Annotated in this window: 13 protein-coding genes; 9 read left to right on the forward strand and 4 right to left on the reverse strand. The window is 39.9% G+C overall.

The genetic code is table 11. From position 1 onward, the window contains the following. Nucleotides 1–16: 16 nt before the first annotated feature. A complete protein-coding gene (locus NE848_RS14270) occupies nucleotides 17–712 on the forward strand; it encodes a CPBP family glutamic-type intramembrane protease (RefSeq protein ID WP_252114800.1) in 696 nt (231 codons plus the stop codon). Nucleotides 713–779: 67 nt separating this feature from the next. Beyond that, the gene (locus NE848_RS14275; RefSeq protein WP_252114802.1) at nucleotides 780–1,784 is read left to right on the forward strand and encodes an alcohol dehydrogenase; all 1,005 of its coding nucleotides are present in this window, start codon (nucleotides 780–782) and stop codon (nucleotides 1,782–1,784) included. An 80-nt stretch (nucleotides 1,785–1,864) separates the two neighbouring features. Here the strand turns inward: NE848_RS14275 and NE848_RS14280 are convergent, their stop codons facing one another. Beyond that, on the reverse strand, nucleotides 1,865–2,323 hold the full coding sequence (locus tag NE848_RS14280) for a nuclear transport factor 2 family protein (protein WP_252114804.1): 459 nt from the start codon (nucleotides 2,321–2,323) through the stop codon (nucleotides 1,865–1,867). Between the two features lie 64 nt (nucleotides 2,324–2,387). On the opposite strand from NE848_RS14280, the gene panB reads away from it, so the two are divergent. The 3 genes from panB to NE848_RS14295 all read left to right on the forward strand — a co-directional run bounded on the left by panB (nucleotide 2,388) and on the right by NE848_RS14295 (nucleotide 4,595). Then, complete coding sequence (gene panB / locus NE848_RS14285) at nucleotides 2,388–3,206, forward strand: 3-methyl-2-oxobutanoate hydroxymethyltransferase (RefSeq protein ID WP_252114807.1); 819 nt, start codon at nucleotides 2,388–2,390, stop codon at nucleotides 3,204–3,206. A 67-nt stretch (nucleotides 3,207–3,273) separates the two neighbouring features. Further along, on the forward strand, nucleotides 3,274–3,975 hold the full coding sequence (locus NE848_RS14290; RefSeq protein ID WP_252114810.1) for an RluA family pseudouridine synthase: 702 nt from the start codon (nucleotides 3,274–3,276) through the stop codon (nucleotides 3,973–3,975). A 53-nt stretch (nucleotides 3,976–4,028) separates the two neighbouring features. Further along, on the forward strand, nucleotides 4,029–4,595 hold the full coding sequence (locus NE848_RS14295) for a sugar O-acetyltransferase (protein WP_252114812.1): 567 nt from the start codon (nucleotides 4,029–4,031) through the stop codon (nucleotides 4,593–4,595). On the opposite strand, the gene NE848_RS14300 is transcribed toward NE848_RS14295, so the two are convergent. Next, nucleotides 4,587–5,462 (reverse strand): DMT family transporter, encoded by an 876-nt coding sequence (locus NE848_RS14300; protein ID WP_252114814.1) that lies wholly within the window; start codon nucleotides 5,460–5,462, stop codon nucleotides 4,587–4,589. The two genes, NE848_RS14295 and NE848_RS14300, sit on opposite strands and share 9 nt — an antisense overlap. Nucleotides 5,463–5,471: 9 nt before the next feature. Continuing rightward, nucleotides 5,472–7,016, reverse strand: coding sequence for a hypothetical protein (locus NE848_RS14305; protein ID WP_252114816.1), 1,545 nt, complete (start codon nucleotides 7,014–7,016; stop codon nucleotides 5,472–5,474). 148 nt (nucleotides 7,017–7,164) lie between these two features. On the opposite strand from NE848_RS14305, the gene NE848_RS14310 reads away from it, so the two are divergent. The 4 genes from NE848_RS14310 to leuB are packed head-to-tail and all read left to right on the forward strand — an operon-like array spanning nucleotide 7,165 to nucleotide 11,478. Beyond that, nucleotides 7,165–8,337 (forward strand): 2-isopropylmalate synthase, encoded by a 1,173-nt coding sequence (locus NE848_RS14310; protein ID WP_252114818.1) that lies wholly within the window; start codon nucleotides 7,165–7,167, stop codon nucleotides 8,335–8,337. Nucleotides 8,338–8,344: 7 nt separating this feature from the next. After that, a complete protein-coding gene (leuC, locus tag NE848_RS14315) occupies nucleotides 8,345–9,730 on the forward strand; it encodes a 3-isopropylmalate dehydratase large subunit (protein ID WP_252114820.1) in 1,386 nt (461 codons plus the stop codon). A gap of 1 nt (nucleotide 9,731) precedes the next feature. Further along, nucleotides 9,732–10,346, forward strand: a complete 615-nt coding sequence (leuD, locus tag NE848_RS14320; RefSeq protein WP_252114822.1) for a 3-isopropylmalate dehydratase small subunit — start codon at nucleotides 9,732–9,734, stop codon at nucleotides 10,344–10,346. A gap of 16 nt (nucleotides 10,347–10,362) precedes the next feature. Further along, the gene (leuB, locus tag NE848_RS14325) at nucleotides 10,363–11,478 is read left to right on the forward strand and encodes a 3-isopropylmalate dehydrogenase (RefSeq protein WP_252114824.1); all 1,116 of its coding nucleotides are present in this window, start codon (nucleotides 10,363–10,365) and stop codon (nucleotides 11,476–11,478) included. Between the two features lie 101 nt (nucleotides 11,479–11,579). On the opposite strand, the gene argH is transcribed toward leuB, so the two are convergent. Next, the gene (gene argH / locus NE848_RS14330) at nucleotides 11,580–12,854 is read right to left on the reverse strand and encodes an argininosuccinate lyase (RefSeq protein WP_252114826.1); all 1,275 of its coding nucleotides are present in this window, start codon (nucleotides 12,852–12,854) and stop codon (nucleotides 11,580–11,582) included. Between the last annotated feature and the right edge of the window lie 7 nt (nucleotides 12,855–12,861).

Below are 12,861 nucleotides of genomic sequence, written 5' to 3' on the forward strand. Positions count from 1 at the left end.
TTCTTATCTTTAAGACTTGAAAAATTTGACTCCATACGGGAATTGGGATAAAGTGAAAAACCTGTTGAGGAATTTCACTTTGATGATTGCATGTTATTTCCTTTTCTTTATGTTGCTAAGGGTAATAGATATCTTCGTTTTCGGACTTGATTTCAATAAATATGAACAGATCGAGATTTTTGAAACATTGAAGGAACAGCCATGGAAATTTGTGTTTCTAGCCGTGATCGCCGCCCCCGTGATCGAAGAAAGCATCTTCAGAAGCCTTATAAAACCTTCCGTTAACAGTCTAAAACTATTTCTCTGTGCGGTTTTCTATATGATAGGCATAGCACTCATGCCGGAAGAGGGACACTGGGCCTTACGCTATTCACTCCTTTTTGGAATCATCATTCTGGCTTATTATGCCATTAGTGAACTGATTCCACCCAGGATCTTCCTTAAAGTTTCTTCCTGGCTGAACAAGTATTACCTTTTAATTTGGATACTTGGAGCAATTGTTTTCGGTTTTGTACATATTTTCAATTATGTGGAAACCTTTCAGATGGACCTGGTCCTGTTCATGATGATCTTTCCTCGCATAATTGCGGGATTCTTTTTTGGAAAGATAAAAATTGAAAATCAAGGAATGATCTGGCCAATATTGATGCACAGTATGAACAACTCTATCGTTCTTATTTTTCTGCTTCCTTATGCGCTATCCCAGTATTAACAAAGCCTTAAAACCTTATTGGACAATCATTTTGTAACTTCTGCCTTCAAAAAAAATTGCAGAAATTATGAAAGCAGCATTAATTGAAGAAAAAGGAGGAGATTTTGTCGTAAAGGAAATCGATAAACCTTCCCCAGATGAAAATGAAGTACTTATTAAGGTAGAAGCCTGTGGAATTTGTCACAGCGACAATTTTGTAAAAGAAGGAGCATTTCCTGGAATAGAATATCCAAGGGTTCCAGGCCATGAAGTAGTTGGAATTATTGAAGAAATTGGAAGTAATGTTTCTAACTGGAAAAAAGGTCAGCGTGTAGGTGTTGGCTGGCACGGTGGCCATTGTTTTGAATGTGAACCCTGCAGGAGAGGTGATTTTATCCATTGTGAAAATGGAAAGATAAGCGGAATCTCCTACGATGGTGGATATGCTGAATATATGACTGCACCAAATGAAGCTGTGGCAGGTGTACCTGAGGACTTATCATCGGCCGATGCCGCTCCCCTGCTCTGTGCCGGAATTACCGTATATAATGCCCTGAGAAATTCAGGAATTCAGGCCGGTGACGTGGTCGCCGTCCAGGGAATAGGTGGTCTGGGACACCTTGCTATTCAATATGCTTCAAAAATGGGTATGCGTACCGTAGCAATTTCAACCAGCGATGATAAAAAAGAACTTGCCAAAGAACTTGGCGCCCATCATTTCATCAATACCGGCAATAAGGACGCTTCCGAAGAACTTCAGAAACTGGGAGGTGCCAGGCTTATCCTTGCAACCGCACCTCATAGTGATGCTATTTCATCTGTTGTAGATGGACTTGGTATCGACGGAAAATTACTTATGGTAGCGGCAACCGGTGAGCCTATAGAGGTTTCGCCTATGCAGTTATTAATGGGTAGAAAGTCTGCAGCGGGTTGGCCAAGTGGTACTGCGATGGATTCTGAAGACACCCTGAACTTTAGCGCGATGACCGGTACAAAACCAATGATAGAGGAATACCCTCTGGATAATGTTAATGAGGCCTTTGAAAGAATGATGAATAACAAAGCAAGATTCAGAGTTGTACTGAAACCATAAATTGCCGATACTAACCTTTAAGCCGGAATATCATAACTGATTTCCGGCATTTATTTTTTCTATAGTGCTCTAAAAGGATCTTAATCACAGCCTTCCTTTACACGGGTATCTATAAGATAAACTATCTTCCACTCGCCATTGAATTTTACCAGCTGGAAACTATTCACCCCGCAGTGATATAATTTGCCATTAAAATACAGGGTGTAGGGAGTTGTTACTGTAGCCAGGCTTCCGTTTTCCTCAACTCTGTATTCATGAATTCTTTCCTCGAAAGTGGCTTCCGCAGGAATGGAAGCTATATTTTTCAGAAACTTTGAGTAATTATCTGTAGTGAGTTTTGTATTGCCTTCTGCGTCAATAGAAACCGATTCCAGTCTTGCTCCATCATGAGCAAACTTCTTTAAAGTGACCGTATCCTGAGCATGAAAAGCCTTAAAAAATTCCTTAACCAATTGTGTAGGTGTATTTTCAGAAGAATCCATTTGAGCAAATGCTGACATATTGATAAAAATTAGGGCCAGAAATAATATTTTTTTCATTGAAAGCTTGTTTTGAATGTGGTTCACGAATTTACTACTTTTACTCAAATTTAAACAAAAGCCGATGTCTATTGCTAAAAAGGAATATAAGCGTATCACTACCAAATCTTTAGTCGATATGAAAGCGAATGGCGAAAAGATTGCCATGCTAACTGCCTATGATTTTTCAATGGCGAAGATTGTTGATGGAGCCGGGATAGATGTGATTCTCGTAGGTGATTCTGCCAGCAACGTTATGGCCGGCCATGAAACAACCCTACCTATCACTCTGGATCAGATGATCTATCATGCCACCAGTGTGGTAAGGGCCATCAAACGATCACTTGTGGTGGTAGACCTTCCTTTTGGAAGTTATCAAAGCGATCCAAAGGAGGCACTTAGATCGGCGATACGGATCATGAAAGAAAGCGGTGCGCATGCTGTTAAGCTTGAAGGTGGTAAAGAGGTGAAAGACTCTATTAAAAGAATTCTTCATGCGGGGATCCCGGTAATGGGACACCTGGGACTAACTCCTCAATCCATTTATAAATTTGGCACTTATACGGTAAGAGCCCGGGAAGAAAATGAAGCTGAAAAGCTGAAAAGTGATGCCAAGATGCTTGAAAAGATGGGATGTTTTGCTGTAGTTCTTGAAAAAGTTCCGGCAGAACTGGCCAAAGAAGTAGCCGAAAGTATCAGCATCCCGGTAATTGGGATCGGTGCCGGGAAAGATGTAGATGGACAGGTACTGGTTATTCACGATATGCTGGGAATGACACACGAATTCAACCCTAGATTCTTAAGACGTTACGCCGATCTGCACGCTGAAATGACCAATGCTTTCCAGAATTATCGAGATGATGTAAAGAACAGGGACTTCCCTTCAGATAAGGAACAGTATTAATTGAATTTAGAAAACTTAAAATCTCCTGATTCTCTATAAAGACTATTACTAAATTAACTCCGTAAAATTGGCTTCAGAAAAAACACATTCCAACAAAGACAACCTGGAGGTTCTTTACGAAGACAATCACATTATCATAGTTAATAAAAGGCCCGGTGATATTGTTCAGGGAGACAAGACCGGCGATAAACCTCTAAGTGAGGTGGTAAAGTCTTTTCTGAAAGAGAAGTATAATAAGCCGGGTAATGTCTATTTAGGAGTTGTTCACCGGCTGGACCGACCTACCAGTGGGATTGTTCTCTTTTCAAAAACCTCGAAAGCACTTCCACGGCTGAACAAACTTTTTCAGTATAAAGACGCACAAAAGACTTATTGGGCGGTGGTGAAGAATCCTCCGCCTAAAGAGCATGACCGCCTAACACATTTCATGAAACGAAATCCAAAACAAAATAAGTCTTACGCGAATATCAAGGAGGTTGCCGACAGCAAAAAAGCAATCCTTGAATACCGGTTGCTTAAGAAACTGGATAATTATTACCTGTTGGAAGTAGATCTTGAAACAGGGAGGCACCATCAGATAAGAAGTCAGCTTTCTGCTATTGGTTGTCCTATAAAAGGTGATTTGAAATATGGCTTTGACCGCAGTAATAAAGACGCAAGCATACATTTGCATGCGCGGGAGCTCAAATTCGAACATCCGGTTAAGAAAATCCCCATTCATGTAACCGCCCCTCCTCCAAAGGATCCCCTATGGGATGCATGTCTGTAAAAAAGAGTATCTTTTTACTGTTTTAAAATTCTATCGGTTGTTTATTTGCTTCTATGAAAACGGAAAAAGAAAAGATGCTTTCCGGCGAATTATATAATGCCCTGGACGAGGAACTTTCTGATGAAAGACTTCATGCCCGATTGCTTACCAAAGAGCTGAATGACTCCCGGGAAGATGAAGTTCAAAAAAGGGCTAATATCCTAAAAGATCTGATTCCAAATGCTGGAAAAGGATTGTGGATACAGCCCCCCTTTTATTGCGATTATGGAACTAACATTTATGTTGGAGAAAAAGTATTTTTCAATTTCAACTGTGTTATACTGGATGTAATGCCTGTTAAAATTGGAAGTCGCACCCTATTCGGGCCCAATGTCCAGATCTATACTGCCACTCACCCACTGCACTTTAAAGAAAGAGCATCCGGTTTGGAATCGGCTAAATCAATAAATATTGGCGAAGACGTTTGGATAGGTGGCAGTGCAGTTATCTGTCCCGGGGTGAGTATTGGAGACAGAAGCGTAATTGGCGCCGGAAGCGTTGTCACCAGGGATATTCCTTCAGATGTTTTTGCTGCGGGAAATCCTTGCAAAGTTATTCGTGAACTGGATAATTCAGCCTGATTTTTTCCTGAAAGAAAGGGAACTTTCAATCACTACTGCGCTTATAATGAGCACACCTCCTATCAGGGTCTTAAGGGATGGGATTTCATCAAGAAACAGAATTCCCAGTACGATGCCATAAACCGGTTGCATACTGCTCATTATACTGGCCGTTGAAATCGTAAAGTTTCTGAAACTCAACAGGAATAAGGTGTGACCAATACAAGTGGTTAATACTGCAAGTGTTAGCAATGGTTTCCACTGCTGAATTACGCCCCCAAAATCACTGAAAAACACAGCAGGAAAAAGACATATAGCAACCACAACTATCTGGTAAAACATCAGAGTTGTTCCGTTATACTTCTCAACTTCCCTTTTCATAAGTATATTCCGCAAAGCGTATAAAAAAGCCGAAACTACTCCCAGGATAACGGCTAGGAAATAATTGTTCTCAAAATCCATTTGAGGACTTAAGAAATAGACTCCTCCCAGAACGAGCACTCCCAATAAAATACTGATCCTATTGAATTTAGTTTTCAGAATAAAAGGCTCCAGTATGGAAGTGATCACAGGATAAGTGAACAATGATAGCAATGCGATCGCTACATTTGAAAACTGAAGGGAAAAGAAATAAGTTACCCAGTGGCCACCAAGTAAAACACCGGCAATAATGATCTTCAGAAGGTCACGTTTATTCTCTATTTTGAGATCAATTTTTTTCCACCTGCAGAAAAGGTAGAAAACCAGGCTTGCGATAAGTGTTCGGTAAAAAATGGTTACTGCAGGATGTAACACAATATACCTGCCCAGAACCCCTGAGGTGCTTATTAAGAGCACCGCGAAATTCAGCTGTAAAATCTTAACTAAATGCTGTTTTTGTTGGGACAAGGTTCCTTTTTATCTCGAGTATTCCTGATTCTTTTCTTTGATCACCTCCTTAACAGGACGGTTCTCAATCTTACTTTCCAGCCAGGAAATAATGTCCAAATATAAGAATGCTCTTTTTTCAAAAGGATGATCCTCGAATTTTTTAAGCTTTGAATGAAGTTTTCTGAATTCATCCTTAATATTTAATGGAGATACATCTGGCAGATTTCTCAGGAATCTTATCATTTCCTTCTGAACCTCATGAAGGTCGTTCATTTTGATAAGGAATTTATAGGTGGACTTAACAAGACTGTCAAGGTGATAATCTAGTCCTGCCTCATAATGTGCCACAAGATTAAGGATTCGTGCAAAACACATGAGATCTTCCCGCATCTCCAAAGATTTGTTATTGATGATCTTTTTAAGGAATTCTATACTTTTTTTATTGTTTCCATCCCCAAAGTAAAGACAGGCGATCTTGTAATAGAACACCATGATATGGTGTTCATCAAGCCTGCCACGAAATCTCGCTATCTTCTCGTTGATCTTTTCCACAAGTTCATCAGAATCGCCAAACTCTCCTTTCATGAACTTTAAATTCAGTTTGTTTGAATAAACATACAGAAATGACAGGGCCGCAATATTATCATCATGTGGAATCTTGGCATCGCGTAATGAATCTTCGAGATTCTTTAATGTTACCTCAAAGAGATCGGTATGATTGAGGTAAAACAAGGACTCCAGCAGATAATGGCTTCCTTTCAGATAGGAAACCGGGTGTATTGGGATCAAATGATCGTATTCTTTAAAAAGATCGTTCCATTTTGTAGAATACCGGTAACAACCCAGAAAATCCTGAATGAGGAAACTATACCATAAATGAGCCTTGTACAGCCAGAGCTTTTCCCTGAAACCAAGTTCACTAAAATTATATTCGGGTAACTGTTTCCTAAAATAATCCTTGATCTCCTGAGCTTCCTCTTCAGTCCGGCAATAGCCCAGTTTCAGAAAAATAGAATAAAGTTCCAGTGAAACATTAGATAACTTTCCCGAAATCAGATTGAGTTTATTCAACTCCTCTGTCTGCTGAATTAAGGTTTCTGCCCGGTTCTTTATACTACGGGTGATATATTGTGACTCTATAATCTTTTCAAGCTCAAGGATCTCATACGCTACATTCTTTTCCTCATAGGTAAGTGCAAGAGACTTAACCTTATCAAGTATTTTAAGACTCTGCTTATAAAGTCCTTTATGATAAAGTATATAGGCAAAATCAAGTTGTTCCCTTATCTGTACAGGAATATCCTGGTGAGCCGGATTAAGACGAAGGGAGATAAGCAATTGTTTATAAAGATGAGCTTTAACATTAGAAAGCTGTTGCTTACTAATTTTTGTATTCTTCAAAATTTCATCTTCATCATACTTCTTCTGCTTTGAGATGACCTTATAAAGATTCAAAAATTTACTATCAGTATTTACCCCTATTCTTCCTACATACAGGGAGAATTGTCTTTTTTCTGAAGCAGATAAAGATTTTATTAAAGAAAAAAGATTTTCGGTTAAGTCATTGGTCATTGTAATACTTTTGTTTGTAAACACCTGATATTCAGGAGTTTTTGCTTATTTTTTTATGCTTCAAGTATCGTAACACCCTGCCTGAAATACCTATCGATGCATATGTTTTCCAATACTTTAGTTAAAGATAAAGCAAAAAAAATCTCATATGAGCACAGAAAAAGTAGAAATTTTTGACACTACGTTGCGAGATGGAGAACAGGTCCCTGGCTGCAAATTGAATACTCAACAAAAATTAAAGATAGCCGCAAGACTTGATGAACTGGGAGTAGATGTGATTGAAGCCGGTTTTCCGGTATCCAGTCCTGGAGATTTTTCTTCTGTAACTGAAATCTCTAAAATTGTTAAAAATGCTGCTGTTTGTGGGCTGACACGAGCGGTTAAAAATGATATTGAAGTTGCCGCCAGAGCGTTAAAATATGCCAGAAAGCCCAGAATCCATACCGGCATTGGGACTTCAGATTCCCATATAAAATATAAGTTCAACTCAAGTCGGGAAGAGATCATCGAAAGAGCAGCCATAGCTGTTGCGCATGCAAGACGCTATGTAGATGATGTGGAGTTCTATGCAGAGGATGCAGGGCGTACCGATAATGAATTTCTTGCGAGGGTTTGTACCGAGGCTGTAAAGGCAGGTGCTACCGTTCTTAATATCCCTGATACTACCGGATATTGCCTACCGGAAGATTATGGCAGAAAGATAAAATATCTTAAAGACCATGTAGAAGGAATAGAAAATGTAACTATTTCATGTCATTGTCATAATGATCTTGGGCTTGCTACTGCCAATGCAATCGCTGGGGTAATGAATGGCGCTCGCCAGATAGAATGTACTATTAATGGTATAGGAGAACGTGCAGGAAATACCGCTTTGGAAGAAGTGGTCATGATATTGCGCCAGCACCCTACCCTAAACCTGAATACAGATATCAATCCTAAACTTTTATTTGATACCAGTAAAATGGTATCTCGGGAAATGGGTATGTTGGTTCAGCCTAACAAAGCTATTGTGGGAGCCAATGCTTTCGCTCACAGTTCAGGAATTCACCAGGATGGAGTTATCAAGAATCGTGAGACCTATGAGATCATAGATCCAGCTGATGTAGGTGTAACTGAATCTGCAATCGTGCTTACCGCAAGAAGCGGTAGGGCCGCCCTTGCCTTTAAAGCTAAAAAGATGGGTTATGAATTAACAAAACTTGAATTGGATGTCGTATATGCTGAATTCCTGAATTTCGCCGATGAAAAGAAAGAAGTAGCAGATACAGATATTCATACAATAATGGAGATCTATAGAAAGAGTTCCAGAGCAATTGCTTAAAACTTATATGAAGAAGAAAACTTTATTTGATAAAATTTGGGATTCCCATGTAGTTGAAAGTATCCCGAACGGACCTGACATTTTATATATCGATAAACACCTGATACATGAAGTGACAAGTCCGCAGGCTTTTAATGAATTAAAGGAACGGGAGATCCCCGTTTTCCGACCAGACCAGATCGTTGCCACGGCCGATCATAATACACCCACAGAAAATCAGCATTTACCGGTACAGGACCTTCTTTCAAGAAAACAGTTGAAAGAACTATCCCAGAACTGCGAAGAGAACAATATTACGCTTTATGGTCTTGGCCATCCTTATAATGGTATCGTGCACGTAATGGCTCCCGAACTGGGAATTACCCAGCCGGGAATGACCATTGTTTGTGGTGATAGCCATACTTCAACGCATGGTGCTTTTGGTACGATTGCATTTGGAATTGGTACCAGCCAGGTTTCGCAGGTTTTTGCGAGTCAGTGTTTGCTGGTAGAAAAACCGAAAAGATTAAGAGTAAATGTTAATGGAAAACTCAAAAAAGGAGTTCTTCCTAAAGATGTGATACTTTATATCATCAGTAAACTGGGAACCAATTCGGGTACGGGATATTTCTGTGAATATGCCGGAAATGTCTTCGAAGAGATGTCTATGGAAGGACGAATGACGGTATGTAATATGAGTATTGAAATGGGTGCCCGTGGCGGATTGATCGCTCCTGATGAAACTACCTTTGAATACGTGAAAGGCCGTGAATTTGCACCAAAAGGACTTGAATTTGAGAATCAGCTGGAGTACTGGAAAACTCTAAAAAGTGATGAAGGTGCTGAATTTGATAAGGAATATTCATTCGAAGCTGAGGACATTGAACCAATGATCACCTACGGAACCAATCCGGGAATGGGGATCAAACTTACCGGTTCTATTCCTACGGAAGGCAATAAAAGTGACGCGAAGGCACTTGCCTATATGAATTTCAAACCGGGCGAGACACTGCTTGAAAAGCCTATCAACTATATCTTTATAGGAAGTTGTACGAACTCCAGAATTGAAGATTTCAGGGTAGCTGCGTCCTACATCAAAGGCAAGCAAAAAGCCAAAAATGTGAATGCCTTAATAGTTCCGGGATCACGTCAGGTAGCGGCCCAGATCAAAGAAGAAGGCCTGGATAAGATATTCGAAGAGGCCGGTTTTAAACTTCGTCAGCCTGGCTGTTCGGCATGCCTGGCGATGAATGACGATAAGATCCCTGAAGGAGAATATTGTGTTTCAACCAGTAATCGAAACTTTGAAGGTAGACAGGGACAGGGTTCAAGAACCATACTTGCCAGTCCACTCACCGCGGCAGCCACTGCAGTAGCCGGAAAAATAACCGACTTTACAAAAAGCCTGAACTAGAATGGAAAAATTTATAACTCTTATAGATACCGCTGTACCATTGGATTCTGAAAATGTGGATACCGATCAGATCATACCTGCGCGTTTTCTAAAAGCGACAGATAAGGCTGGTTTTGGTGAGAATCTTTTCAGGGACTGGAGGTTTAAAAAAGATGGTAGCAAGAACGAAGATTTTATTTTGAACAATCCAAAATATAAAGGATCCATCCTTGTAGCAGGTAATAATTTTGGATGTGGGTCCAGCCGTGAACACGCTGCCTGGGCGATAAAAGCCTACGGTTTTAAAGCCGTTGTTTCCAGTTATTTCGCTGATATCTTTAAAGGAAATGCCCTTAACAATGGGGTGCTGCCTGTACAGGTAAGCCCCGAGTTCCTACAGGAATTGTTTACCGCTGTGAATAATGATCCGTCACAGGAGATAAAGATCGATCTTGAAAAACAGCAGATCGAAATTGCCGGAACAAACCTGAAGGAAGATTTTGATATAGACCCCTACAAAAAAACATGTCTGATAAACGGCTATGATGATATAGATTTTCTGGTTAGTAAACTGGATTCTATTAAGAAATTCGAAGAGAAGAATGTTTCGAAAAAGCACCCGGAAGCTCAGATGTAATAAAATTTAGACAATCATGAAATTAAATATAGCAGTACTACCCGGAGACGGGATTGGTCCCGAAATCACACAGCAGTCAGTAAAAGTGTTGAAGGCTGTTGCAGACCGATTTGAGCATGAGTTCCATTTTGAAGAAGCCGCCGTAGGTGCAACAGCAATTGATTTTTGGGGGAATCCATTGCCGGACGCTACATTGGAACTTTGTAGAAAATCTGACGCTGTGCTGTTCGGGGCAATTGGCGACCCAAAATATGACAATGATCCGTCTGCCAAGGTAAGACCGGAACAGGGTCTGCTAAAATTAAGAAAGGAACTTGGCCTCTTTGCCAATATAAGGCCGGTAAAAGCTTATGAGAAACTGGTAGACCGTTCGCCACTAAAAGCTGAAAATATTTCAGGAGCCGATATGGTCATTTACCGTGAACTTACCGGTGGAATATATTTTGGAGAAAAGAGCACCAGCGAGGATGGTAAAACAGCTTCCGACCTTTGTACCTACTCGGTAGAAGAAATTGAGAGGGTTGCTCATTTAGCCTTTAAAGCGGCTCAATCACGAAATAAGAAACTAACACTAGTAGATAAGGCCAATGTGCTTGAAACATCCAGGTTATGGCGTAAGACAGTGAAAGAAATAGGGAAAGCATACGAAGATGTTCAACTTGATTTTCTATTTGTGGATAACGCCGCAATGCAGATGATATTGAATCCGAAACAATTTGATGTAATCCTTACCGAAAATATGTTTGGTGATATTATATCTGATGAAGCCAGTGTTATTGGTGGAAGTATCGGATTGCTTGAATCGGCTTCGGTTGGTGAAAAAAGCGCTCTTTTTGAGCCTATTCACGGATCTTATCCGCAGGCTACCGGAAAAGGAATTGCAAATCCCGTAGCTTCTATTCTTTCAGCAGCCATGCTTCTGGACCATTTCGGACTTGAAAAGGAAGCGGCAGTAGTTAGAAAATCGGTAGAAGTGAGCATTCAATTTAATGTATGTACTCCAGATATCAATAAAGACAATCATTATACCACAGAAAAGGTTGGAGACTTTCTTGAAAGCGTAATCAGTGATACAGATAACCATATTATAAATAATGACAACTTAAATTTTGGTCAAATGACCATTATTTAATTTTTTCTTCATTTAAGTTTGGGACCTCCTGGAATTTATTTTTCAGGGGGTTTTTTTGTCCCTAACAAGAAAGAAAAACAATAGTTATCTGAAGTTCAATCTTATTTTTGCAATTTCCTTCTTATCTCATTTAAAGCAAGATTATCCTTACTGCCAAGATGTGTATGGTTTTTGGATTCAGAAGGTTTATAAGTATTGTTCTGCACCTGCTCCCCTATTTCCTTATAAGCATCCCTGAATGAATTTCCCTGCATTACCAGATCATTAATACTGTCTACCGTGAACAGATATTTATATTTTTCGTCATTGAGGTCTACATCCTTGACCTTAATAACCGAAATTGAGTGAATAAATATGTCCAGTATCTCCTTCATATTCTCCACAGCGTAGATACTGTTCTCCTTAATTAGCTGAAAATCCCTGTGATATCCACTAGGGAGGTTATTGGTGATAAGGATCATCTCATTGGCAATAGCCTGAAGTTTATTACACTTACCCCTGATAAGTTCAAAAACATCAGGATTCTTCTTGTGTGGCATAATGCTGGAACCTGTTGTAAGTTCATCAGGAAAAGTGATAAAATCGAAATTCTGACTCATATACAGGCACACGTCCATAGCAAATCTTGAAAGCGTATTTGCCAGTGAAGAAATGCTTGAAGTGACTGTTCTTTCACATTTTCCTCTACTCATCTGGGCGGCAACAACATTATATTTCAAATCTGCAAAGCCTAGTTCCTTCGTAGTGAATTCACGGTCTATAGGAAATGAAGATCCATACCCGGCAGCTGATCCCAGGGGATTCTGATCCACTACTTTCTTCCCTGCTTCCAGTAAATAAAGATCATCTATCAGTAATTCTGCGTAAGCTGAGAACCATAATCCGAAAGATGACGGCATGGCCACCTGAAGATGGGTATAACCCGGAAGTAGTTTTTCCTTATGCTCATCGGCCAGTTTCAAAAGTACTTCGATAAGTTCTTCGGTTTTGGAATGGATCTCTTTCAGGTTTTCTTTAAAATAAAGCTGCATTGCCACCAGCACCTGGTCATTTCTGGAACGTGCTGTATGTATCTTTTTACCGGTTTCACCAAGCTTCTTGGTAAGTTCAAACTCTATTTTTGAATGGACATCCTCAAAGTCTTCCTCAATCTCAAAACTGCCATTTTCCAGCTTTTCATTCAATTTATCCAGCTCTTTTAATATATTCTGAACTTCCCCGGCATCCAATATTCCGACCTTTCCCAACATCTTTGCGTGAGCTTTAGAGGCTATAATATCATATTCGGCAAGATGCATATCCAGTTCCCTGTCATTACCCACAGTGAATTTCTCTATCTTTTTGTCTATTGAAATACCTTTGTCCCAGAGTTTCATAATCTTT

The organism is Gramella jeungdoensis, assembly GCF_023805255.1.
GTDB lineage: Bacteria > Bacteroidota > Bacteroidia > Flavobacteriales > Flavobacteriaceae > Christiangramia > Christiangramia jeungdoensis.

What these genes read in the sequence shown, in the direction of transcription:
- NE848_RS14275 (WP_252114802.1), top strand. Translation starts at nt 780, where the DNA reads ATGAAAGCAGCATTAATTGAAGAAAAAGGAGGAGATTTTGTCGTAAAG.
- NE848_RS14280 (WP_252114804.1), bottom strand. Translation starts at nt 2,323, where the DNA reads ATGAAAAAAATATTATTTCTGGCCCTAATTTTTATCAATATGTCAGCA.
- panB (WP_252114807.1), top strand. Translation starts at nt 2,388, where the DNA reads ATGTCTATTGCTAAAAAGGAATATAAGCGTATCACTACCAAATCTTTA.
- NE848_RS14295 (WP_252114812.1), top strand. Translation starts at nt 4,029, where the DNA reads ATGAAAACGGAAAAAGAAAAGATGCTTTCCGGCGAATTATATAATGCC.
- NE848_RS14305 (WP_252114816.1), bottom strand. Translation starts at nt 7,016, where the DNA reads ATGACCAATGACTTAACCGAAAATCTTTTTTCTTTAATAAAATCTTTA.
- NE848_RS14310 (WP_252114818.1), top strand. Translation starts at nt 7,165, where the DNA reads ATGAGCACAGAAAAAGTAGAAATTTTTGACACTACGTTGCGAGATGGA.
- leuC (WP_252114820.1), top strand. Translation starts at nt 8,345, where the DNA reads ATGAAGAAGAAAACTTTATTTGATAAAATTTGGGATTCCCATGTAGTT.
- leuD (WP_252114822.1), top strand. Translation starts at nt 9,732, where the DNA reads ATGGAAAAATTTATAACTCTTATAGATACCGCTGTACCATTGGATTCT.
- leuB (WP_252114824.1), top strand. Translation starts at nt 10,363, where the DNA reads ATGAAATTAAATATAGCAGTACTACCCGGAGACGGGATTGGTCCCGAA.
- argH (WP_252114826.1), bottom strand. Translation starts at nt 12,854, where the DNA reads ATGAAACTCTGGGACAAAGGTATTTCAATAGACAAAAAGATAGAGAAA.